General features: G+C 32.7%; 23 protein-coding genes, 2 pseudogenes and 1 other annotated feature. Of the genes and pseudogenes, 12 read left to right on the top strand and 13 right to left on the bottom strand.

Annotated elements, in window-relative coordinates; all coding sequences use genetic code 11:
• Window positions 1–41 precede the first annotated feature (41 nt).
• From SAMSHR1132_RS01690 to SAMSHR1132_RS01710, 5 genes are read right to left on the bottom strand one after another with little or no spacing between them, the layout of a single operon-like run.
• Entirely contained in the window at window positions 42–794 is a 753-nt protein-coding gene (locus SAMSHR1132_RS01690; protein ID WP_000195905.1) for a cyclase family protein, read from the bottom strand.
• Between the two features lie 42 nt (window positions 795–836).
• Window positions 837–3,065 (bottom strand): 5-methyltetrahydropteroyltriglutamate--homocysteine S-methyltransferase, encoded by a 2,229-nt coding sequence (gene metE / locus SAMSHR1132_RS01695; RefSeq protein ID WP_000207635.1) that lies wholly within the window; start codon window positions 3,063–3,065, stop codon window positions 837–839.
• On the bottom strand, window positions 3,062–4,903 hold the full coding sequence (locus tag SAMSHR1132_RS01700) for a bifunctional homocysteine S-methyltransferase/methylenetetrahydrofolate reductase (RefSeq protein ID WP_000077332.1): 1,842 nt from the start codon (window positions 4,901–4,903) through the stop codon (window positions 3,062–3,064). The genes metE and SAMSHR1132_RS01700 overlap by 4 nt, the downstream gene beginning before the upstream one ends.
• On the bottom strand, window positions 4,872–6,032 hold the full coding sequence (metC, locus tag SAMSHR1132_RS01705) for a cystathionine beta-lyase MetC (RefSeq protein WP_000175840.1): 1,161 nt from the start codon (window positions 6,030–6,032) through the stop codon (window positions 4,872–4,874). Before metC ends, SAMSHR1132_RS01700 begins: the two co-directional genes overlap by 32 nt.
• Window positions 6,029–7,132: an aminotransferase class I/II-fold pyridoxal phosphate-dependent enzyme gene (locus SAMSHR1132_RS01710; protein WP_000655711.1), complete on the bottom strand. Its 1,104-nt coding sequence runs from the start codon at window positions 7,130–7,132 to the stop codon at window positions 6,029–6,031. The genes metC and SAMSHR1132_RS01710 overlap by 4 nt, the downstream gene beginning before the upstream one ends.
• A gap of 63 nt (window positions 7,133–7,195) precedes the next feature.
• Window positions 7,196–7,566, bottom strand: a binding site (T-box leader).
• A 229-nt stretch (window positions 7,567–7,795) separates the two neighbouring features.
• Here SAMSHR1132_RS01710 and SAMSHR1132_RS01715 point away from each other — a divergent pair.
• The 4 genes from SAMSHR1132_RS01715 (at window position 7,796) to ychF (ending at window position 11,010) form a co-directional block, all read left to right on the top strand.
• Entirely contained in the window at window positions 7,796–8,641 is an 846-nt protein-coding gene (locus tag SAMSHR1132_RS01715; RefSeq protein ID WP_014373770.1) for a ParB/RepB/Spo0J family partition protein, read from the top strand.
• Between the two features lie 145 nt (window positions 8,642–8,786).
• Window positions 8,787–9,668 (top strand): mechanosensitive ion channel family protein, encoded by an 882-nt coding sequence (locus tag SAMSHR1132_RS01720; RefSeq protein WP_000373078.1) that lies wholly within the window; start codon window positions 8,787–8,789, stop codon window positions 9,666–9,668.
• A 29-nt stretch (window positions 9,669–9,697) separates the two neighbouring features.
• The gene (locus tag SAMSHR1132_RS01725; RefSeq protein WP_000157345.1) at window positions 9,698–9,901 is read left to right on the top strand and encodes a DUF951 domain-containing protein; all 204 of its coding nucleotides are present in this window, start codon (window positions 9,698–9,700) and stop codon (window positions 9,899–9,901) included.
• 11 nt (window positions 9,902–9,912) lie between these two features.
• The gene (gene ychF, locus SAMSHR1132_RS01730) at window positions 9,913–11,010 is read left to right on the top strand and encodes a redox-regulated ATPase YchF (RefSeq protein WP_001218728.1); all 1,098 of its coding nucleotides are present in this window, start codon (window positions 9,913–9,915) and stop codon (window positions 11,008–11,010) included.
• Between the two features lie 85 nt (window positions 11,011–11,095).
• Here the strand turns inward: ychF and SAMSHR1132_RS01735 are convergent, their stop codons facing one another.
• The gene (locus tag SAMSHR1132_RS01735) at window positions 11,096–11,287 is read right to left on the bottom strand and encodes a hypothetical protein (RefSeq protein ID WP_001046951.1); all 192 of its coding nucleotides are present in this window, start codon (window positions 11,285–11,287) and stop codon (window positions 11,096–11,098) included.
• A gap of 243 nt (window positions 11,288–11,530) precedes the next feature.
• Between SAMSHR1132_RS01735 and rpsF the strand changes: the two genes are divergently transcribed.
• From rpsF to rpsR, 3 genes are read left to right on the top strand one after another with little or no spacing between them, the layout of a single operon-like run.
• Complete coding sequence (rpsF, locus tag SAMSHR1132_RS01740; protein WP_001261459.1) at window positions 11,531–11,827, top strand: 30S ribosomal protein S6; 297 nt, start codon at window positions 11,531–11,533, stop codon at window positions 11,825–11,827.
• A 20-nt stretch (window positions 11,828–11,847) separates the two neighbouring features.
• On the top strand, window positions 11,848–12,351 hold the full coding sequence (ssb, locus tag SAMSHR1132_RS01745) for a single-stranded DNA-binding protein (protein WP_000934799.1): 504 nt from the start codon (window positions 11,848–11,850) through the stop codon (window positions 12,349–12,351).
• 51 nt (window positions 12,352–12,402) lie between these two features.
• Complete coding sequence (gene rpsR / locus SAMSHR1132_RS01750) at window positions 12,403–12,645, top strand: 30S ribosomal protein S18 (protein WP_000897044.1); 243 nt, start codon at window positions 12,403–12,405, stop codon at window positions 12,643–12,645.
• A gap of 264 nt (window positions 12,646–12,909) precedes the next feature.
• On the opposite strand, the gene SAMSHR1132_RS01755 is transcribed toward rpsR, so the two are convergent.
• The 3 genes and pseudogenes from SAMSHR1132_RS01755 to SAMSHR1132_RS01765 form a co-directional block, all read right to left on the bottom strand.
• Entirely contained in the window at window positions 12,910–13,848 is a 939-nt protein-coding gene (locus SAMSHR1132_RS01755; protein WP_096001338.1) for an Abi family protein, read from the bottom strand.
• 38 nt (window positions 13,849–13,886) lie between these two features.
• Window positions 13,887–14,312, bottom strand: a pseudogene (locus tag SAMSHR1132_RS14190) (hypothetical protein); the annotation flags it as partial.
• A 387-nt stretch (window positions 14,313–14,699) separates the two neighbouring features.
• On the bottom strand, window positions 14,700–15,899 hold the full coding sequence (locus SAMSHR1132_RS01765; protein WP_304363310.1) for an IS110 family RNA-guided transposase: 1,200 nt from the start codon (window positions 15,897–15,899) through the stop codon (window positions 14,700–14,702).
• A 478-nt stretch (window positions 15,900–16,377) separates the two neighbouring features.
• Here SAMSHR1132_RS01765 and selX point away from each other — a divergent pair, with 478 nt between their 5' ends.
• The 3 genes from selX (at window position 16,378) to SAMSHR1132_RS01780 (ending at window position 18,482) form a co-directional block, all read left to right on the top strand.
• On the top strand, window positions 16,378–16,989 hold the full coding sequence (selX, locus tag SAMSHR1132_RS01770) for an enterotoxin-like toxin X (protein WP_000473145.1): 612 nt from the start codon (window positions 16,378–16,380) through the stop codon (window positions 16,987–16,989).
• 371 nt (window positions 16,990–17,360) lie between these two features.
• Window positions 17,361–17,732 (top strand): YxeA family protein, encoded by a 372-nt coding sequence (locus SAMSHR1132_RS01775; RefSeq protein WP_000644325.1) that lies wholly within the window; start codon window positions 17,361–17,363, stop codon window positions 17,730–17,732.
• 177 nt (window positions 17,733–17,909) lie between these two features.
• The gene (locus tag SAMSHR1132_RS01780) at window positions 17,910–18,482 is read left to right on the top strand and encodes a PepSY domain-containing protein (RefSeq protein WP_000769717.1); all 573 of its coding nucleotides are present in this window, start codon (window positions 17,910–17,912) and stop codon (window positions 18,480–18,482) included.
• Window positions 18,483–18,617: 135 nt separating this feature from the next.
• Here the strand turns inward: SAMSHR1132_RS01780 and SAMSHR1132_RS01785 are convergent, their stop codons facing one another.
• Complete coding sequence (locus tag SAMSHR1132_RS01785) at window positions 18,618–18,881, bottom strand: helix-turn-helix domain-containing protein (protein WP_001055897.1); 264 nt, start codon at window positions 18,879–18,881, stop codon at window positions 18,618–18,620.
• A 298-nt stretch (window positions 18,882–19,179) separates the two neighbouring features.
• Between SAMSHR1132_RS01785 and SAMSHR1132_RS01790 the strand changes: the two genes are divergently transcribed.
• Window positions 19,180–19,431, top strand: a complete 252-nt coding sequence (locus SAMSHR1132_RS01790; RefSeq protein WP_000466751.1) for a GlsB/YeaQ/YmgE family stress response membrane protein — start codon at window positions 19,180–19,182, stop codon at window positions 19,429–19,431.
• A gap of 41 nt (window positions 19,432–19,472) precedes the next feature.
• On the opposite strand, the pseudogene SAMSHR1132_RS01795 reads toward SAMSHR1132_RS01790, so the two are convergent.
• Window positions 19,473–19,681: pseudogene (locus tag SAMSHR1132_RS01795) on the bottom strand (hypothetical protein).
• Window positions 19,682–19,862: 181 nt separating this feature from the next.
• On the opposite strand from SAMSHR1132_RS01795, the gene SAMSHR1132_RS01800 reads away from it, so the two are divergent.
• Window positions 19,863–20,444 (top strand): histidine phosphatase family protein, encoded by a 582-nt coding sequence (locus tag SAMSHR1132_RS01800; RefSeq protein ID WP_000158386.1) that lies wholly within the window; start codon window positions 19,863–19,865, stop codon window positions 20,442–20,444.
• Between the two features lie 65 nt (window positions 20,445–20,509).
• On the opposite strand, the gene SAMSHR1132_RS01805 is transcribed toward SAMSHR1132_RS01800, so the two are convergent.
• Together SAMSHR1132_RS01805 and SAMSHR1132_RS01810 are read right to left on the bottom strand one after the other, a co-directional pair.
• Window positions 20,510–20,893, bottom strand: coding sequence for a hypothetical protein (locus SAMSHR1132_RS01805; protein WP_000868258.1), 384 nt, complete (start codon window positions 20,891–20,893; stop codon window positions 20,510–20,512).
• Between the two features lie 274 nt (window positions 20,894–21,167).
• Entirely contained in the window at window positions 21,168–21,794 is a 627-nt protein-coding gene (locus SAMSHR1132_RS01810) for an NDxxF motif lipoprotein (RefSeq protein WP_000746684.1), read from the bottom strand.
• Between the last annotated feature and the right edge of the window lie 50 nt (window positions 21,795–21,844).

Genomic DNA, 21,844 nt, shown 5'->3' on the forward strand with positions numbered 1-21,844 from the left:
GTTTTTATTTGTTTATGGATTCACTGATTTAGTAGTGTACATTAGTTATTTGATGGTTTGATTGCAAATGCTCTAACTGGGAATCCAGGCGCATCTTTTGGTTTAGGACTGATGGCGTAAATGATGGCGCCACGAGTTGGCAATTGATCTAAATTAGTTAACAACTCAACTTGATACTTATCTTGACCAAGAATATAGCGTTCGCCAACTAAATCGCCGTTTTTTACAACGTCCAGAGATGCGTCAGTATCGAATGTTTCATGACCAACAGCTTCAACTTGACGTTCTTCAATCAAATACTTCAAAGCATCTAATCCCCAACCTGGTGCATGTTGTTGTCCATTAGCATCTTTATTTTCAAATTTCTCGATATTAGGCCAACGTTTTGACCAATCTGAGCGAAGAGCAACAAATGTACCTGGTTCAATTGTGCCATGTTCTTTTTCCCATGCTTCTATATATGCACGTGTTACGATGAAATCATTGTTATTCGCTACTTCTTTTGAAAAGTCTAATACGATTAAAGGTAATACCAATTCTTTTAAATCAATATCTTCTAAATATCGTTTGTTTTCAACGAAATGTATGGGCGCATCAATATGTGTGCCATATTGCGTTACAATATTCCAACGTTGTACATAGAAACCATGATCTTTAACAGTAAATAAAGTTGATACTTCGCCTTTTTCAAATTCACTAAAACGTGGAATTTCAGGATCAAACGTATGCGTTAAATCTACCCAAGTTGCTTGTTTTAAAGTATTTAATTGTTGCCATAAAGGATATTGTGTCATAAAATCACCCGTTTTTAGAATATTATATGATAATTGTGCCGATTATTCTTGACGTTTGGCTTTAACTGCATTCACAAGTACAGTCAATGCATCTTTAACTTCTTCTTCTTTTCTTGTTTTTAAACCGCAGTCAGGGTTAACCCAGAATAATGAGCGGTCGATTTGTTGTAATGAACGATTAATTGCTGTCGTAATTTCTTCTTTTGTTGGAATACGTGGGCTATGAATATCATATACGCCTAATCCAATACCTAAATCATAGTTGATATCTTCAAAGTCTTTGATTAAATCACCATGGCTACGAGATGTTTCAATTGAAATAACATCGGCATCTAAATCATGAATAGCATGAATGATTTGACCAAATTGAGAATAACACATATGTGTATGGATTTGTGTTTCATCTCGAACTGATGACGTTGCAAGTTTAAATGATAACACGGCATCTTTAAGGTATTGTTCATGATATTCAGAGCGTAATGGTAAACCTTCGCGCAGAGCAGGTTCATCAACTTGAATAACTTTGATTCCTGCAGCTTCAAGTGCTAACACTTCTTCGTTAATTGCTAAAGCAATTTGATCTTGAACAACTTTACGTGGTAAGTCGACACGTTCAAATGACCAATTCAGAATCGTTACAGGTCCTGTTAACATACCTTTAACAGGTTTGTCAGTTAAACTTTGTGCATATACTGTTTCGTCCACAGTTAATGGTGCTGTCCATTTAACATCACCATAAATAATTGGTGGTTTTACTGCACGTGAACCATATGATTGAACCCAACCAAATTTTGTTACTAAGAAGCCTTGTAATTTTTCGCCAAAGAATTCAACCATGTCATTACGTTCAAATTCTCCATGTACTAACACATCTAAGCCGATATCTTCTTGAATTTTAATCCATCGAGCAATTTCATTTTTTAAGAATGTTTCATAAGCTTCATCTGTAATGCGTTTGTTTTTCCAATCTGCACGATATTTACGAACTTCACGACTTTGCGGGAATGACCCAATTGTTGTTGTTGGTAAATCTGGTAAGTTCAAACGTTTTTGTTGTTGCTCAATACGTTGTGCAAATGGTGATTGTCTAGAAGTGCGTACACTATCAAAATCATAATCTAAGTTTTTAAATGATTGATTTTGGAATCGTTCATATCGCGCTTTAAATTTATCATATTTTGCATTATCACTTTGGTTGAACAATCGACGTAATGCATCTAGTTCATCTAATTTTTCAGTCGCAAAGCTTAATCCTTCGCCAACACTTGCATCTAATGTTTCATCATCTAATGATACTGGGACATGTAATAATGAAGAAGAAGGTTGGATAACAAGATCATTAGTATACGCTAATAATTTATCGATTAAGATTTTTTTAGCTTCAATGTCACTTGCCCATACATTACGTCCATCAATGATTCCAGCATATAATGTTTTTGACTTATCAAAATCGCCAGCTTCAATCTGTTCAAGGTTATAGCCATTATCGTGAACAAAGTCTAAACCTAAACCGCCCACAGGTAATGAACTTAAAAATTTAATGTGAGCGCGTTCGAAGTATGTTTGAATAACTAATTTTTTAACAACGCCAGCTTTTTCAAAATAATCATAAGCTTCGCGTGTAATATCTTCATAGCTTTCACTATCATCAGTAACTAAGATAGGTTCATCCACTTGAATATACTCAGCACCTGCATCAATTAATGACTCAAACACTTCCTTATAAAGTGGTAATAATGTTTTAACTTTTTCTTCAAAAGTTTGATGACCACCTTTTGATAATTTAACAAAAGTAATTGGACCAACAATGACAGGGTGAGCGTTAACGTTAAGAGATTGTGCATATTTAAAACGATCTAGTAATACGTTGCGACTTACTTTAGGTTCAACGTTGTCCCATTCAGGTACGATATAGTGATAGTTTGTGTTAAACCATTTAATAAGTGCACTTGCAACATGCTCTTTATTACCACGAGCAATATCAAATAGTAAATCATCATCGATAGTTCTTCCTTGGAAACGTTCTGGAATAATGTTGAATAGTAATGACGTATCTAGAATATGATCATATAAAGAGAAGTCACCAACTGGGATACTATCTAAATGGTAGTATTTTTGTAACAATAAGTTCTCTTTATGAAGGTCAGTAAGAGTTTGATCTAATTCTTCTTTAGAAATCTTTTTTGCCCAATAACTTTCGATGGCCTTTTTCCATTCTCTTTTTCTACCTAATCTTGGGAATCCTAAATTTGATGTTTTAATAGTTGTCATAATATTGCCTCCTTGTGAGCAGTAATAGATTTTGAGTATGCTGCAAGTTCTAATGAATCTTCGACATTTTGGAACGGTGTAATAATGTATAAACCATTGAAATATTCGTGAACAGTATCAATTAAGTCTTTAGATAGTTTTAAACTTAGTTCACGTGTTTTGGCTTTATCATCTTTAACTGCTTCAAACTGTTGTAAAATTTCGTCTGACATCTTGATGCCTGGCACTTCATTATGTAAAAAGAGTGCATTTTTGTAACTTGCGATAGGCATAATGCCTATGAAAAATGGTTTGTTCAAGTGCTTAGTGGCATGGTAAATTTCAATAATTTTCTCTTTGCTGTACACGGGTTGCGTTATAAAATAAGACATTCCGCTTTCTATCTTTTTCTCTAAACGTTTCACGGCGCCATCTAATTTTCGAACGTTAGGATTGAAGGCGCCAGCGATGTTGAAGTGTGTACGTTTCTTCAGCGCATCACCATCAGTGTTAATACCTTGATTGAATCTAAGTGCGAGTTCAGTTAATCCTTTAGAATTAACATCATAAACATTTGTTGCACCAGGTAAGTGACCAACTTTTGAAGGATCACCAGTTATTGCTAAAATTTCGTTAACGCCAATGAGCGATAATCCAAGTAGGTGGGACTGTAAGCCAATTAAGTTACGATCTCGACATGTAATGTGTACGAGTGGCTCGATATTGTAATATTGTTTAATTAAGCTAGCGGCAGCAATATTACTAATTCTGACAGTCGCTAATGAATTGTCGGCTAGTGTTACCGCATCTACATTAGCTTTATCGAGTTTAGCGATATTTTCAAAAAATCTATCAGTATCTAAATGCTTCGGTGTATCCAATTCGATAATAACTGTTGGGCGTTCTTGAACTTTAGATGTTAAAGATTGTCTCACTTTATGTTGAGATGGATTGAAAAGTGCTTTCGTTGGTATCGGAATCACTTTCTTATCATTAACTGGTTTAAGTGACTGAATAGACTCTTTAATAAATTTAATATGTTCTGGTGTTGTACCGCAGCATCCACCTATTAAGCGAATGCCTTCACGAATTAAATTTTGAGCAACTTGACCGAAGTATTGTGCGTTGTCACTATACTTAAATTCACTATTTTCAATATCTAATAAGCTAGCATTTGGATAGCAAGATAAGTATGCTTGCTCTGGTAATTCAATGTGTGTAAAGGATTCTTGCATATGGTGGGGACCATGGTGACAATTGAGCCCTACGATGTTTGCGCCACATTGTACGAGTTGTTTTAATCCTTCGTTGATTGCTTGACCATTAACTAAATAATTTGTGTTTGATGCGGTTAATTGAGCAATGATTGGGATATCATATTTTTTTCTTGTACGTGTGATGACATTCGTTAACTCTTCCAAGTCATAATAAGTTTCGAAAAGTAAAGCATCAACGCCTTCTTCCACCAATGTGTCTATTTGGATTTCTGTATGATAAAGAATTGTTTGTAAACTGATATCTTCTTGCTTTATACCTCTAAAACCACCGACTGTACCTAATATAAACGTATCTTTATTTGAAGCTTTCTTTGCGATACGTACTGCAGCTTGATGAATATCTTTGACTTTATCTTCAAGACCAAAGCGCTTTAATTTTTCGAAATTTGCGCCGTAAGTATTCGTTTGAATGACATCAGCACCAGCTTCTATATAAGAACGATGGATGCGTTCAACTTTATCAGGATGGCTAAGGTTATATGCCTCTGGACAGGTATCTAAACCTTCAGAGTATAATATGGTTCCAATAGCGCCATCAGCTACCAAAACATTATCTTTCAATTGTGTGAGGAATTGACTCATTGAATGCCTCCTTTAATGCGTATTTGATGTCAGCAATAAGCTCATCAGGATCTTCCAAGCCTACACTCAATCGGAATAATCCGAATGTAATACCACGTGCTTCTCTTACTTTTTCAGGTAATGCTGCATGTGACATTGTTGCTGGATGTGATAGTATCGTTTCGATACCTCCAAGACTTACTGAGACAAGTGGTAATGTTAAAGCATCAACGAATTGTTGAGCTTTAGATTCATCCTTTAAACGTAAACCGATAACGGCACCACCATTTTCTGCTTGTTCTAAATGAGCAGAATTGAGACCTGGATAATAAACCTCTGAAATTTCTTCTTGTTCTATTAAAAATGACACGATTTTTTGAGCATTTTCGACTGATTGTTTAAATCTAATCGGGAATGTTTTTAAATGTTTAGCTAGCATCCAACTATCTTGAGCTGATAGCATGTTTCCAGTTCCATTTTGAATTAAATATAGTGCCTCACGAATTGCCTCATTATTAGTAATAACCGCGCCGGCAATGAGATCACTATGTCCGCTTAAAAATTTAGTGGCACTGTGTATAACGATGTCAGCTCCTAGTAATAAGGGCGATTGACCTAACGGCGTCATAAATGTATTGTCAACGGCAACAAGTAGTTGATGCTTTTTGGCTATTTTAGAAACAGCTTTGATATCGGTAATTTTAAAACAGGGATTCGATGGTGTTTCAATATAAATTAATTTAGTGTTGGATTGAATGGCACCTTCGATTTGTTCAACCTTTGTTGTATCAACAGTTGTAAACTCGATGTTGAAACGATTTAAAATTTGCTCGGTGAGACGGAATGTACCACCGTATACATCATCTGGTAAAATAACGTGATCACTGGCTTTAAGCGTTAGAAGTACAGCTGAGATTGCTGCAATTCCTGATGCAAAAGCAAAAGCAAATTTTCCGTGTTCTAATCGTGCTAGTTTCTCTTCTAAAAGCTCGCGATTAGGGTTACCACTTCTTGCATAATCGTATTTAACATTGTCACCAAGACGTTTTTGATGGAATGTTGAAGAATCGTATAGTGGTGGATTAGCTGAATGATATTCCACACCTCTACGCCAATCGAATATCACTTCTGTTTCTTTTGAAAGTGTCATACAATCTCTCCAATCTGAGCCTTTTCTAATGCTTGGATGATATCGCGTTCGATGTCTTCATAATTTTCAACGCCTAATGATAAGCGAATTAAATACTCATCAATGCCACGTTTATCTTTCTCAGCATCTGGCATATCAACATGTGTTTGTGTATAGGGAAATGTCACAAATGTTTCTGTTCCTCCCAAACTTTCTGCAAAAATACAAATATCTAAATTTTCTAATAATTTAGCGACGCTATAGGCCTTGTTAAGCCGTAAACTAAGCATTCCTGTTTGTCCGCTATATAGTACTTCGTCAATTGCTTGTAAAGATTTACATTTTTCAGCAAGCCTTCTTGCATTTGATTGTGCACGTTCAATTCGTAGATGTAGAGTTTTAAGACCACGTAACAACAAATAGCTATCTATTGGCGAGAGTGTTGCGCCAGTCATGTTGTGAAAATCAAACAATTGTTGTGCTAAGTCATCATCTTTAACTGTGACTACACCAGCTAGCACATCGTTATGTCCGCCAATATATTTTGTAGCTGAATGTAAGACGATATCCGCACCATCTGCTAAAGGCGTCGAAAGATAAGGTGTTAAAAAGGTATTGTCGATAATAGATAATAAACCTTTTTCTTTACAAAGCTGGTAATATAGCTTCACGTCGATGGCAATCATTTGTGGATTAGATATTGGTTCAATGAACAACGCTACAGTTTTATCTGTTATATGATTTAGAACTTGTTCATAGTCTGTAAAATCAACGTATTTAAATTTGATATCATACTGTTGTTCGTAGAATTCAAATAATCTAAATGTGCCTCCATATAAATCAAATGAAACTAAGATTTCATCGTGTGGCTTAAATAAATTACATATTAATTGGATTGCAGACATTCCACTTGATGTGGCAAATGATGCAACACCTTGTTCTAACTTTGCAAAACAGGTTTCAAATGTTGAGCGGGTGGGATTTTTAGTTCGTGTGTAATCAAATCCAGTTGATTGTCCTAGTTTAGGATGTTTGTATGCAGTTGATAGATGGATTGGATTCGCTATAGCACCAGTTGAATCATCTGTTAATGTGATTTGTGCTAACTGAGTATCCTTCATATTAATACCTCCTGTAAGTTAAAATAAAAAAGCTTCCGTCCTTCGTACCCGAATGAATCGGATAAAAAGGACGAAAGCTTGAGTTTCGCGGTACCACCTTTATTTGTTATTCCATCGCTGAAATAACCTTATTCAGTACGCATTTAATGTAAATATGCTTACTGAACAATTATCACAATTTAAAGTTACTAAGTAAGGGGATAGTATCGTGATATCTCATACTTATTAAACAAAAATTGTGCGTAAAGAATCCAGTACGCCATTTAACATCAATGTTAATACTGTATCGCTATAACGGGCGAACCCGTAGACACCTCATATTGGTATCAACACTCCAAGGCCATTTTCAAACACGCTTTCAAAATCTTCTCTCAGCTATTAAAGACTCTCTGTATAAGCAGGGTGTGTTTTACTTTCCTCTTTATAGTGTTTACGTTTCATTAAACTGTTATAAGATATTAATTAGCTTACAGAGTAAAAAATGATTTGTCAACAATTATTCAGAAAATTTTGATTTAAAAGTTAATTTGTTTATGAAATTGTGTTTGGTATTGTGGAGTTGTAAAAATAAAGGTTTTAAAAAATAAAGTGTGGTTAATGGTTGTCTGACTCATTTAGAATACATAAAATATATTTAACTGTTGTTATTAAATAAAAAGTGATGTGATTGAATTGTCAAAAAGTGAAGATCAACGTATTACAAAAACAAAAGGTGAGCAAATAAAGCAAATAGATATAACTGAAATTAAACCGAATCCATATCAACCGAGAAAAACATTTGATGAAAATCATTTAAATGATTTAGCTGATTCAATTAAACAATATGGTATTTTACAACCGATTGTGCTCAGAAAAACAGTGCGTGGTTATTATATTGTCGTAGGTGAAAGAAGATTTAGGGCTTCGAAAATTGCGGGTCTTAAACATGTTTCTGCGATTATTAAAGAGTTAACAGATGAAGATATGATGGAACTTGCAGTAATAGAAAATTTACAACGTGAGGATCTAAATGCGATTGAAGAAGCTGAAAGTTATCAACGCTTGATGACTGATTTAAAAATTACACAACAAGAAGTAGCTAAACGGTTAAGTAAGTCACGCCCTTATATAGCAAATATGCTGAGATTATTGCATCTCCCTAAAAAGATTTCAGATATGGTAAAAGATGGACGACTTACAAGTGCACATGGACGCACGTTGTTGGCTATTAAAGATGAACAACAAATGCTGAAACTGGCGAGAAAGGTCGTTAAAGAAAAATGGAGTGTTAGGTTTTTAGAAAATTATATTAATGAAATGAAGAAAATGACTTCAAAACTCGAAACAAGTAATGTGGATGTATCTAAACCTAAATTTATTAAGCAACAAGAACGTCAACTGAGAGAACAGTATGGTACCAAAGTAGATATATCAATAAAAAAATCAGTTGGTAAAATCTCATTTGAGTTTGATTCACAAGAAGATTTTCTGAGAATAATTGAACAATTAAATCGAAGGTATGGTAAATAGTTACACAATTTTATATAATAACTCTTTGTGCAAGTTTAATCAGTTAGCATTTGACTCTATATATATTGAGACTTCGGTAGGTTGGAAGTATATAAAATTATGAATACAATATTGATATATCATATAGAAGGGAGTAACGCTTATTATGGATCAAGTTATGAGTATTATTTCATCACTATTCGAACCATTAACTAAAATTGAAACATATGAAAGTGTCGCTACTAAATTAGCGATGATAATTATATATATTATCGTTGCATTAATCGTAATTAAAATACTTGATAAAATGATTGAACAGGGATTTAAAATACAAAATAAAAGTAAAAAGAGTAATAAAAAGCGCTCTAAAACTTTAATATCACTTGTTCAAAATGTAGTGAAGTATATCGTTTGGTTTATTGTTATTACGACGATTTTAAGTAAATTTGGTATTAGTGTTGAAGGTGTTATTGCAAGTGCTGGTGTCGTAGGTTTAGCAGTAGGTTTTGGTGCTCAAACCATTGTTAAAGACGTTATTACTGGATTTTTTATTATATTTGAAAGCCAATTCGATGTAGGTGATTATGTTAAAATAAACAATGGTGGTACGACTGTGGCAGAGGGAACGGTTAAATCAATAGGACTTCGTTCAACACGAATCAATACAATTTCGGGAGAATTAACAATTTTACCAAATAGTAGTATGGGAGAAATAACGAACTACTCAATTACAAATGGTACAGCTATCGTTAAAATTCCCGTGTCTGTCGATGAAAATATTGATAATGTTGAGAAGAAATTAAATAAATTATTTACATCACTGAGAAGTAAATACTATTTATTTGTAAGTGATCCTGTTGTGATTGGTATTGATGCCTTTGAAGATACTAGAGTAATATTAAGAGTTTCAGCAGAAACAATACCGGGTGAAGGGTTCTCCGGTGCTCGTATTATTCGTAAAGAAGTACAAAAAATGTTTTTACAAGAAGGTATTAAAACACCTCAACCAATTATGACTGCTTATAATCATAGTGAAAACGGTGTTTAGTAGTTTATAATACATGGAGGTCATATTTAATGGCGTCAAAATATGGAATAAATGATATAGTAGAAATGAAAAAACAACATGCGTGTGGAACAAACCGTTTTAAGATTATTAGAATGGGTGCAGACATAAGAATTAAATGTGAAAATTGTCAAAGAAGTATTATGATTCCACGTCAAACGTTTGATAAAAAACTTAAAAAAATCATCGAATCTCATGATGATACACAAAGATAGGAGAATGATTAATGGCTTTAACAGCAGGTATCGTTGGATTGCCAAACGTTGGTAAATCAACATTATTTAATGCAATAACAAAAGCAGGCGCTTTAGCAGCGAACTATCCATTCGCTACGATTGACCCTAATGTAGGGATTGTAGAAGTGCCAGATGCTAGACTACTTAAATTAGAAGAAATGGTTCAACCTAAAAAGACACTGCCAACTACATTTGAATTTACTGATATCGCTGGTATTGTAAAAGGTGCTTCAAAGGGTGAAGGATTAGGCAATAAATTCTTATCACATATTAGAGAAGTAGATGCGATTTGTCAGGTTGTTCGTGCATTTGATGATGATAACGTAACTCATGTTGCTGGTCGAGTAGACCCTATTGATGATATTGAAGTTATTAATATGGAATTAGTACTTGCAGACTTAGAATCTGTTGAGAAACGCTTGCCTAGAATTGAAAAATTGGCACGTCAAAAAGATAAAACTGCTGAGATGGAAGTACGCATTTTAAACACAATTAAAGAAGCTTTAGAAAATGGAAAGCCTGCCCGCAGTATTGACTTTAATGAAGAAGATCAAAAATGGGTTAATCAAGCGCAACTACTGACTTCTAAAAAAATGCTTTATATCGCTAATGTTGGTGAAGATGAGATTGGTGATGACGATAATGACAAAGTAAAAGCGATTCGTGAATATGCAGCACAAGAAGATTCAGAAGTAATCGTTATTAGTGCGAAAATTGAAGAAGAAATTGCTACATTAGATGATGAAGATAAAGAAATGTTCTTAGAAGACTTAGGTATTGAAGAACCAGGATTAGATCGATTAATTAGAACAACTTATGAATTACTTGGATTATCAACATACTTTACTGCTGGTGTGCAAGAAGTTCGTGCTTGGACATTTAAACAAGGTATGACTGCACCTCAATGTGCTGGTATCATTCATACTGATTTCGAACGTGGATTTATCCGTGCAGAAGTAACAAGCTATGATGATTATGTACAATATGGTGGCGAAAGTGGTGCTAAAGAAGCGGGTAGACAACGATTAGAAGGTAAAGAATACATTATGCAAGATGGCGATATCGTTCATTTCAGATTTAATGTATAAACGATATAGTGAGGTTAATTAAATATTAGCTACGTAAAAGAGGCGGAATCAAAAGTTCGCCTCTTTTAATTATGTTTATAATCTATTAAAAGAATGGAATAATTTTACTAGCGCTGATAATATCTTGAGTGCTGAAAAATTGTTTGCCTTCGCCGGTATAAGCAGGCTCTAAAACAAGATTTGCCTTTGCACAATAAAGCCATTCAGGGTGAACGCCACTATTAAGTATCTCTTGGAATTCTTGAAAATCTTTAGACCAATCAATATCTAAATTCATTCCTTACCACCTCACAACCATTATAGAACATGTGTTCGTATTTGTGAAGTATATTTTTAAAAATATCATAGAAAATTTCAAATGCATTAATGTCAAAAATGATATGGAGAGTAGTTTGAATTATTATTGTAAAAAGTAATGGCGCATGATATAATTCTTTATTGTGAGTAATGAAAATTATTCCTTGCTTATCTGTTTTAATATTGATAAGCCGTATAGACCACAAGGAGGTGCAAATATAAAATGAGAACATATGAAGTTATGTACATCGTACGCCCAAACATTGAGGAAGATGCTAAAAAAGCGTTAGTTGAACGTTTCAACGGTATCTTAGCTACTGAAGGTGCAGAAGTTTTAGAAGCAAAAGACTGGGGTAAACGTCGCCTAGCTTACGAAATCAATGATTTCAAAGATGGCTTCTACAACATCGTACGTGTTAAATCTGATAACAACAAAGCTACTGACGAATTCCAACGTCTAGCTAAAATCAATGACGATATCATTCGTTACATGGTTATTCGTGAAGACGAAGACAAGTAATAATTAGAGGGGGCGTTTAAATGCTAAATAGAGTTGTATTAGTAGGTCGTTTAACGAAAGATCCGGAATACAGAACCACTCCCTCAGGTGTGAGTGTAGCGACATTCACTCTTGCAGTAAATCGTACATTCACGAATGCTCAAGGGGAGCGCGAAGCAGATTTTATTAACTGTGTTGTTTTTAGAAGACAAGCAGATAATGTAAATAACTACTTATCTAAAGGTAGTTTAGCTGGTGTAGATGGTCGCTTACAATCCCGTAATTATGAAAATCAAGAAGGTCGTCGTGTGTTTGTTACTGAAGTTGTGTGTGATAGCGTTCAATTCCTTGAACCTAAAAATGCACAACAAAATGGTGGCCAACGTCAACAAAATGAATTCCAAGATTACGGTCAAGGATTCGGTGGTCAACAATCAGGACAAAACAATTCGTATAATAACTCATCAAACACGAAACAATCTGATAATCCATTTGCAAATGCAAACGGACCGATTGATATAAGTGATGATGACTTACCATTCTAATAAAAATTAACGAAATTAAAGCGAAAAAATTATCAAAGGAGGCACACAATCATGGCAGGTGGACCAAGAAGAGGCGGACGTCGTCGTAAAAAAGTATGCTATTTCACAGCAAATGGTATTACACATATCGACTACAAAGACACTGAATTATTAAAACGTTTTATCTCAGAACGCGGTAAAATTTTACCACGTCGTGTAACTGGTACTTCAGCTAAATATCAACGTATGTTGACTACAGCTATCAAACGTTCTCGTCATATGGCATTATTACCATATGTTAAAGAAGAACAATAATATATAATTTATTGTCAAACCCCGCAGGCATAGGCTTGCGGGGCTTTTTGTGTTTTGGGATATAGAAAAAGGGCAAAAAAGGATGATGTGAGTGTTTTGTGTTCGGAATTTGCACAAAGATATGTTAATATCGCAAAAATAATATGAATTTAGATGCATAAAAAAGAACTACGCATTTTAAATAAAATGCATAGCTCTTCTTTTTCTTGCATACGAATTAAAATAACTCGCGAGACCTATAAGTCTCTTTCCTCACTAGATAGTTTATACTTTTGGTCTGTTGAAGTCAATAATTTTATCTAAAGCTATAAAAAATCTTTTGATAGCTAATGCATTATTATAATAGCTTTCGTTTCTTTTATATCGCTTTTGAAGTTGGTCCAAATCGTGATATCTTGCTTGGATAATTGCATTACTACAAACTTGATTATGTAATTCTAGCGTAGCGAAAGTATCTATGAAATTTTTTATTCCGAACATGTTTCTAGATATGCCTATATTATTCCCTTTTTCAAATAAATATTGAGGAGATCTACTGTCATAATTTAGATTTGCTATGATGGGTTGGTTATGAGCTGATTTGTTTCTTATGTTTTTAACTAAAGGCATTAAAATATTAGCAATTCTCAATTCTTCGTCATTGTACTTCTTGTAATAGAAGTTGAGAAACGAAACGAATTGACCTAGTTGCATGAATTCAATGCAAACCCATGCGGGTGGATTTTGATAGTATTTATTCAACTTCTCGGGTAGTTGCCCTCTTTTATTCATATGCTTGAATATTTCGTTTTTATTTTTGATTTTGGTTTCCATAACTTCTTCTGGTGTTCTTGAATTTGTGTCAAAATTTGAATTGTTATATGATTTATCAATACATAAGAACTCATCTATTATTTTATAACCATCTTCTTGGTTATTTTCTGTTATTAGTTTTAAGACTAGACACTTTAAACTATGTTCAATATCTAAAGTTATATGCAACATTGTGTATCTTAATTTCATATCTATAGTTGCTAAATCTGATAAATAAGCAAATTCTATGAAATAGCCACCATTCTTTTTTTCGAAATTTTTTCGGAAATAAGCTAGTTTGAAGAAGTAATTATTTTTTCTAAGAATTTCATTTGCTTTTTCGGTGTCAATAATATTAAAAAATATATTCATCTGTTTTAATTTCGCTATTTGCTCATCAAAATTGAGCATAGGCTTAATTTCTGCTAGTGTATCATCTTTTTCCAATATTAACTCCCCAATCGTTCAAATTTATTCATCATATCTTTCGCCATCTGATTAGTAACATGTGTGTATATCTCTAGATTTTTTATAATCTGAATGACCTACATGCTCTTGCATTGCTTTTAACTTAATTCCTAATTGAGCAAGTGTAGATATATGTGTGTGATGTAATGTGTGCGATGTAATGTGTGCGTTGTTACAGACTTCTTAATGGAACTAAATTCAGTTGTCTCTTTGATAGTGCCCCCTTTAATAATGTTGCTAATTTTGTTCGAGTCGATAGGGCCACCAGCTGCACTATAGCTTTTACCATTTTATAATTGCGTTTTATCGTTGGATGTTTTTTTATACTTAATTACATAGTCGAAACAATCCAGTAACTCCTTAACTTCATTATCTTCTAATGTGTTATTACGTTTAGCTAGTAACTCCAGGCTGGGACATAAATCAATGTTCTAGAGTCTATAATATTATATTGGCAGTAGTTGACTGAATGAAAATGCGCTTGCAACAAGCTTTTTTAAATTCTAGTCAACCTTGCCGGCGGGGCCCCAACACAGAGAAATTGGATTCCCAATTTCTACAGACAATGCAAGTTGGCGGGGCCCCAACATAGAAGTTGACGGAAAGTCAGCTAACAAAAATGTGCAAGTTGGGGTGGGACAACGAAATAAATTTTGTGAAAATATCATTTCTGTCCCACTCCCATCTCCTACGATTAGTCAAGTCTTTATCTTTAAAATAAGCATTACTAAATTAGCCCGTTCAATTTAATTTTTTTGAATAAGGTGTTACACTGTATTTGATTGTACGGTTGGCTAATGTGGGGACATTTGATAATCGTACAATTTTTGATTCATTACTAAATAATGAATCGTTTTTAAGAGACGATTAATACAAGCGATGACGGCAGTCTTGTGAGCTTTCTCATGAGGCTGTTTTCTTAGCTTATAGTAATAATCGACTACATGATTGTCATAATGATGCTGCCCTCTTATTATATTCATAACCACCCAAAACAGTAATCTTCTTGCTTTTTTATTGCCACGCTTATTAATTGTGTCTCTACTTTGCGTACTACCTGATTGATATCGTTTGATATCGATGCCTACAAATGCATTTAATTGTTTATTAGATTTAAATCGCGTAATATTTCCAAGTTCCCCAATAATCATAGCTGCAGATAGTTTTCCAATGCCTGGTATTGAATGAATATTTTCAAAACAATCAAGTTGTTGCGCCAATTGAATCATGTCTTCATCTAATTGTTTAAGATGTTGTATAGATTGTTTTAATTGTCTAATTAACAACCGTGCTTTTTCTACAAGAAATGAATGTCTATCGACATTCGGATAGCTTTCCCGAGCAATGTTAACCAATTGGTGTGCGTGATTTTCAGCTTTATTCATAGATAGACCTTTATCAGTCGAATTGAATATATAAGAAATAAGGGTATCAATATCCATATTTCTCACCATATCTGGATGAGTAAATCGTTCTGCGATGTTAAGTGCAATGATAGAGTATCGACTACTAAATAATTTTTCTAAACCAGGAAAAGTTTGATGAAGCTGTTCAACAATTTCAAATTTAAGCCGATTTTGTTCATTTTCAATTTCTAGATGAAAACGTGCACGCTCTCGCAACTCAAAGAAGATATCTCCATACATAGATATGGTTTCCGTTGCTTTTAAAGTAGGTGCTAATTGCGCAAGTTTATGTGCATCAGCTTGATCGGTTTTCCATGATCTTAAAGAACTTGTTCTGAATTTAGCTTCTAACGGGTTCATCTCAATATAATTAATTTGATTTACGCGACAAAATCGAGTCATACCTCTTGAATAAATACCAGTAGATTCAAAAATGATTTGTAGGTGGTCTAAATTATTCAAATACTTTAATAAATAATTATAACCATTTTTATTATTTTGAATGGTAAATTCTCTTTGAAATTGATCGTTATGATAATGAGCTACGGCACTACTTCTTTTACTAATATCAACACCTAAGTAATTGATAAATATAGCCTCCTTTAAAAAATTGAGAAGTGAGAACTTTACTTAACCTTTCTCATTTCATTTTCCTCTACACGGTTTCAAGAACCCAACATACTTCAAACGAATTTCAAAAGGCGAGAGTAAAGCTGACTTGTTTTTTTTACGGGTTTAAGACCCAAGGGAATGCACAGTCTACTCCTCTCTATAACTATAAAAAATAGCTATGAAAAAATCTATCGTCATAGATTTCTTCATAGCTAATCTTAGTATGTTTATTTTATCTATTACACATATAACTTTGAATTGCATACTATTTTAAATTAACAAATTCTATTCTCATAGATTTTGTTCAATTAAGTGTAGACGATTTATAGTTATTAAATTCAGAGTGGTAGCAAATTAAAGTTAATCAAGAGTTAAGATGAATTTAATTCATGAACACGACTATTATTTTTATAATTGTAGCAAATAAAGCTTTACATCAAGGAGGTAATTAAATATGTTCAAAAAACATCATTCTAAAAATTCAATCGTATTAAAATCTATTCTTTCGCTAGGTATCATCTATTCGGGAATATTTGGAATAAATTCAAAAGCAGATGCATCGATACAGGATTCCTCAAGTGTACATGATAAACAATTCCAAAAAGTTGAAGAAGTACCAAATAATTCAGAAAAAGCTTTGGTTAAAAAACTGTACGATAGATACAGCCAAAATACAATAAACGGAAAATCTAATAAATCTAGGAATTGGGTTTATTCAGAGAGACCTTTAAATGAAAACCAAGTTCGTATACATTTAGAAGGGACTTACACAGTTGCTGGCAGAGTGTATACACCTAAGAGGAACATTACGCTTAATAAAGAAGTTGTCACTTTAAAAGAATTGGATCATATCGTAAGATTTGCTCATATTTCTTATGGCTTATATATGGGAGAGCATTTGCCTAAAGGTAACATCGTAATAAATACAAAAGATGGCGGTAAATATACATTAGAGTCGCATAAAGAGCTACAAAAAGATAGGGAAAATGTAGAAATTAATACTGCTGATATAAAAAATGTAACTTTCGAACTTGTGAAAAGTGTTAATGACATTGAACAAGCTTGAAATTAAGTTAAATTAGTATATACAGCGTTTTATCGCTAATACTTTGAAAGTTAGGTAACTAAAGGTGCCTAGCTTTCTTTGTTATGACCTTCACCGTCATCATATAGAAAATTCTTTAATGACGTTTATGCCGAAATCTACAAAAATAATTTCTCTTTTATGGTTAATCAATATGTTTTTACATTCGGCAACCTTAAAATTAACTTCTTTCAATTCCATAATAAAGTCTCTATAAAATAACTTAGTTTAAAAACGATTCGTATCTTTCAGATTCAAATACCATCATTATCTCCTAATACTTACACTTTAATTACAATTATGTAAGTTGTTTTCAGTGATATCCTATTTTATATTTTGACAGAGGTGATTTTTTGAAAGCAATATTAAAAATACTTACATATATCGCTCTTATTTTTATTGGTGCTTATGCTGCATTATTTATTTTAAAAACGATAGATTCTCATGGTGTCACGGATCAATTTAACCCATTAGTAAAGGAAGATGATTCTTATGTTAAAACGACAGCGGTGTCTAGTAGGATTGATGAGCATCTTAGAAGTTATCGTCAAAATGCTTATAACAAAACAGGTGAGATGACACAGTTAACATATACTGCAACATATGATATAAAACCGAATAGATATTTGAAAATTACACATAAAGGTCATCATGTTGAAGCTTTTGAAGAAGTTGAAAAGAAAGAAGTACCTAGTAAAATATTGGAGAAATTGAGCCATTCATAGTGTGCTTATATTACAATATTCATTTTAAAAGTGAGAACGAACTAAAACAACGTCTAACAATAAATATAAAAAAATTTGTAATAATTATGAATATAATTAAAAACAAGGGGTAATACATTCTATATAGCATATAAGCTTTTGTTAAGAGTTTCAAAAAAAGGAAAAGAGAGTGATAGTATGAAATTAAAATCATTAGCAGTGTTATCAATGTCAGCGGTGATGCTTACAGCATGTGGCAATAATACTCCGAAAGATGAAACAAAATCGACAGAGTCAAATACTAATCAAGACACTAATACAACAAAAGACGTTATTGCATTAAAAGATGTTAAGACAAGCCCAGAGGAAGCTGTGAAAAAAGCAGAAGAAACATATAAAGGTCAAAAGTTGAAAGGAATTTCATTTGAAAATTCTAATGGTGAATGGGCTTATAAAGTGACACAACAAAAATCAGGTGAAGAATCAGAAGTACTGATTGCTGATAAAAACCAAAAAGTAATCAATAAAAAGACTGAAAAAGAAGATACAGTAAATGGAAATGATAACTTTAAATATAGTGATGCCGTAGATTACAAAAAAGCTATCAAAGAAGGACAAAAAGAATTTGATGGTGATATTAAAGAATGGTCACTTGAAAAAGATGATGGCAAACTTGTTTACAACATCGATTTGAAAAAAGGTAATAAAAAACAAGAAGTTACTGTTGATGCTAAAAACGGGAAAGTATTAAAGAGTGAACAAGATCACTAAAAAATTTCGTTGCATTAACGGATGTAAAATGTCTTAATTTATATTAATTAATAAAATACCCTCACAATATTATGCATAAGTCCTGTCTGACATAAAAGGATATATGACATACATATTGTGAGGGTTTAATAATATTTATTTATCCATGCGAATATCGACTTCTTCAAGATGTTTCTGATATTCTTTAACTTTACTTTCTAAAAACATTTCATATGGTGCATCAAAAAAGTCGGCTAAATGCATGGCATCTTTAAATTTAGGCTCATGGTGATGATTCTCCCATTCCCAAATTTGATGTGCTTCATATTTAGTACCATATTTTTCATTTAATTGTTGTGCTAATTCATCAATTTCTAAATTATGTTTAGTTCGTAAGTTATATAAAATATGCATATTCATTGTTATTTAACCTCATTTCTATGCTTTACTCATCAAGGATGCTAATAATATGTGTATATTCTATTCCTAAGATAAAAAATAATCAAGCTAAGAAATCGTAATTAAGAAAATGACACAAAATATAATATTTTCTGAGTAACAAATAACAATTAGCTATCGTTACATTGAATAATTTTGAAATTAAATCAATGACTGGAAAAAAATTTGAATAAAAATATTTTAGCTTTGTTTTAGAATTGCGATTAATGGGTACTACATAGAATAACGCAAAATAAATAGAAAAAGGAGACTGAGAATTATGTTTGGATTTATTGGAATGTTAATTGTCGGTGGCTTAATTGGATGGGCTGCTGGTGGCATTATGGGTAAAGATATCCCAGGAGGTATTTTAGGTAATATTATCGCAGGTATTATTGGATCATGGTTAGGTGGAACATTATTAGGACAATGGGGTCCTGAAATAGGTAGAATTTACATCTTACCAGCATTAATTGGTTCAATTATTTTAATCGCAATCGTAACTTTAATTTTAAGAGCTATGCGTAAATAATCAAATATTCAACGTAGGTTGAGTTAATATAAAGATGGCATTTAGTTGTCATCTTTTTTATTTGCGTGAAAATGTTCGATATGTATTATAATGTTGAAAAAAATAGGCAAGATAGGATAAAGCGTAATGAATTGATATGAGGAAAGGTTGGAATAATAAAAGTGAGTATAAGACAAATAAAAAAAGGATGACGTTGGGTTGCGCCATCCAGGAGTATTATGTTCATGAATATAAAAGACTGTGTAGTCATTTAAGAACTACACCCATATAGTAACACATCACTAGACTAAAGACAATACTATTTTCATTATTATTTATTTTAAAAGCAAATTAATTAAATATTATTAGAAAAATATTGAGGAACATCATTTCCATTTGGTTATTAGCAATGTTATGGTAAATATGAAATATAGAAGAAGAGGAGTAATAACATGACGATTTATTTAGTTAGACATGGAGAATCGAAGTCGAATTATGATAATAAACATTCGCGATCGTATTTTTGTGGTCAATTAGATGTACCGTTAACGAATACTGGTAAAGAAAGTGCAGACGGTTTATGCCAGTATTTTAAAGAAAAAAATATAGCACATGTATATGTGTCGGACTTATTAAGGACACAACAAACATTTGAACATATTTTTCCATATGACATTCCATCTACGACAACACCTTTATTAAGAGAACGTTCATTAGGTGTATTCGAGGGTGAATATAAAGATGATGTCAGTGTTAATTCGAAATATGAAAAATATTTTAATGATCCTAAGTTTAAAGATTTTCGTCATAGTTTTTCTCAAAAAGCGCCTGAAGGAGAGAGTTATGAAGACGTATATCAACGTGTGTCCCATTTTATGAATCATGTTGTTAGTGAAGATACTGAAGAAGATGATATCGTCATTGTTGCACATCAAGTTGTCATTCGTTGTTTGATGGTTTATTTTAACAAAGTTTCAAGAGAAGAAGCTGTCGATTTAAAAGTAGAAAATTGCAAACCATATATCATTGAATAGAAGTGTGAAGGTTCTGAAAAGCTGTGTTTTATAGCGGCCTTCAGAACCTTTTTTGTACTTGGAATTTAATGGGAATCATTCTTATCAACAGACTTACCACCAATAGCTAATGTGATAATTGAGCTTACGAACAAAATAATCGATGTTATAAATGATCCTACTGTAAAAGATGTAAACTGTGAGAGCGATAATATAAATGATAAAAAGAACCAAGAGATAGCACCTAGAATTTGTAAAATAGCAGAAGAAACTCTAAAACTCATATTATCGTATATAGCTAAAACAAGTGCAGGTAATGCGACTAATATCATCATAATGATGTTTAGGGTGAATAAATATGGCTGTTGAAAAGTTACTGTGTTTGGTCCTGTTGGATGCATGGCTGCTAAGAACAAGCAAACAATCGTCGATAAAATTGCTAAAATAATAAAAGTAATTCGAACTTTCATCATGACCATCCTTTGTTTATAGAGTCAATATAAGTATGAGATATGTTAGATATATAGTCAAATGCGTCAACTAATGGGGATTTTAGCATGGATAGAGAAATTAAGATCCATATAAATAAAAAATGCACCAAACAGTAATATGCTGCTTGATGCAATTGGTATAGTTTTGATTGAAATGTGTTGTCACATAGATGAGTCGCTTTAAAAGATAAAGAGTCGTCATGAATTATGGTTAATGTAATGATGTGTTACATGTCGGAACGATATTATTTCGTTACTTATCAATTACATCGCTATTGATACCTTTAGATTTTAAGAAATCTTTAATTTTATCTTGTTGCTTTTTATTAACATCACCGGCATATTTTGTTGGAACGTCGACCACATTGATTTTATTTTGTGGCTGATAATTAAGTTTCTCGATATCTTCATCAACATTTGCGATAGTGCTATTTAATGCTTTGAAATAATTCATAATTAAACCGACAGGCTTTTTATATTCTTTAGGAATATTGTTTTCAGTTACAAATTTCTTGAAATGTAAGTCGTTTTTAACAGCTAAATTAGACAAGTGACTTAATGTTTCTGCTTGTTTTTCAGTTACTTTTGTTTGACTGTCAATTTGTTTGTCGAGTTTGTGTTGCATAATATATTTGTTATCAAGTATATCGCTATTTACAGACAAATACTTTTCTATAGCTTGCTTCATCTCTGCATCACTAATATCACTATTTTTCTTATCTGAGTTAAAGATATCTTTTGTTTCTAATTTTTTAGCACTTTTAGGTGCATGGATGCCAGTACTAGAATGATGATCTTCGTTATCAGATTGATCGGACGCGCAACCTGTAAGAATTAATGTCGATGCTAAAAATGTACTTAGTAGTAATCTCTTTTTCATAATGTAATATAACTCCTTAGTTTATCTTTAATTGAAAAAATGTGTATTCA

Source organism: Staphylococcus argenteus, from assembly GCF_000236925.1.
GTDB lineage: Bacteria > Bacillota > Bacilli > Staphylococcales > Staphylococcaceae > Staphylococcus > Staphylococcus argenteus.

Bases quoted from the DNA above. Each gene is read 5' to 3' on its own strand.
- SAMSHR1132_RS01805 (WP_000868258.1), bottom strand. From the start codon at position 20,893: ATGAAAGTTCGAATTACTTTTATTATTTTAGCAATTTTATCGACGATT.
- SAMSHR1132_RS01780 (WP_000769717.1), top strand. From the start codon at position 17,910: ATGAAATTAAAATCATTAGCAGTGTTATCAATGTCAGCGGTGATGCTT.
- rpsR (WP_000897044.1), top strand. From the start codon at position 12,403: ATGGCAGGTGGACCAAGAAGAGGCGGACGTCGTCGTAAAAAAGTATGC.
- SAMSHR1132_RS01790 (WP_000466751.1), top strand. From the start codon at position 19,180: ATGTTTGGATTTATTGGAATGTTAATTGTCGGTGGCTTAATTGGATGG.
- SAMSHR1132_RS01800 (WP_000158386.1), top strand. From the start codon at position 19,863: ATGACGATTTATTTAGTTAGACATGGAGAATCGAAGTCGAATTATGAT.
- SAMSHR1132_RS01810 (WP_000746684.1), bottom strand. From the start codon at position 21,794: ATGAAAAAGAGATTACTACTAAGTACATTTTTAGCATCGACATTAATT.
- selX (WP_000473145.1), top strand. From the start codon at position 16,378: ATGTTCAAAAAACATCATTCTAAAAATTCAATCGTATTAAAATCTATT.
- metE (WP_000207635.1), bottom strand. From the start codon at position 3,065: ATGACAACTATTAAAACATCAAATTTAGGATTCCCAAGATTAGGTAGA.
- ssb (WP_000934799.1), top strand. From the start codon at position 11,848: ATGCTAAATAGAGTTGTATTAGTAGGTCGTTTAACGAAAGATCCGGAA.
- SAMSHR1132_RS01720 (WP_000373078.1), top strand. From the start codon at position 8,787: ATGGATCAAGTTATGAGTATTATTTCATCACTATTCGAACCATTAACT.
- SAMSHR1132_RS01690 (WP_000195905.1), bottom strand. From the start codon at position 794: ATGACACAATATCCTTTATGGCAACAATTAAATACTTTAAAACAAGCA.
- SAMSHR1132_RS01700 (WP_000077332.1), bottom strand. From the start codon at position 4,903: ATGAGTCAATTCCTCACACAATTGAAAGATAATGTTTTGGTAGCTGAT.
- rpsF (WP_001261459.1), top strand. From the start codon at position 11,531: ATGAGAACATATGAAGTTATGTACATCGTACGCCCAAACATTGAGGAA.
- SAMSHR1132_RS01755 (WP_096001338.1), bottom strand. From the start codon at position 13,848: ATGCTCAATTTTGATGAGCAAATAGCGAAATTAAAACAGATGAATATA.
- ychF (WP_001218728.1), top strand. From the start codon at position 9,913: ATGGCTTTAACAGCAGGTATCGTTGGATTGCCAAACGTTGGTAAATCA.
- SAMSHR1132_RS01710 (WP_000655711.1), bottom strand. From the start codon at position 7,132: ATGAAGGATACTCAGTTAGCACAAATCACATTAACAGATGATTCAACT.
- SAMSHR1132_RS01785 (WP_001055897.1), bottom strand. From the start codon at position 18,881: ATGAATATGCATATTTTATATAACTTACGAACTAAACATAATTTAGAA.
- metC (WP_000175840.1), bottom strand. From the start codon at position 6,032: ATGACACTTTCAAAAGAAACAGAAGTGATATTCGATTGGCGTAGAGGT.
- SAMSHR1132_RS01735 (WP_001046951.1), bottom strand. From the start codon at position 11,287: ATGAATTTAGATATTGATTGGTCTAAAGATTTTCAAGAATTCCAAGAG.
- SAMSHR1132_RS01725 (WP_000157345.1), top strand. From the start codon at position 9,698: ATGGCGTCAAAATATGGAATAAATGATATAGTAGAAATGAAAAAACAA.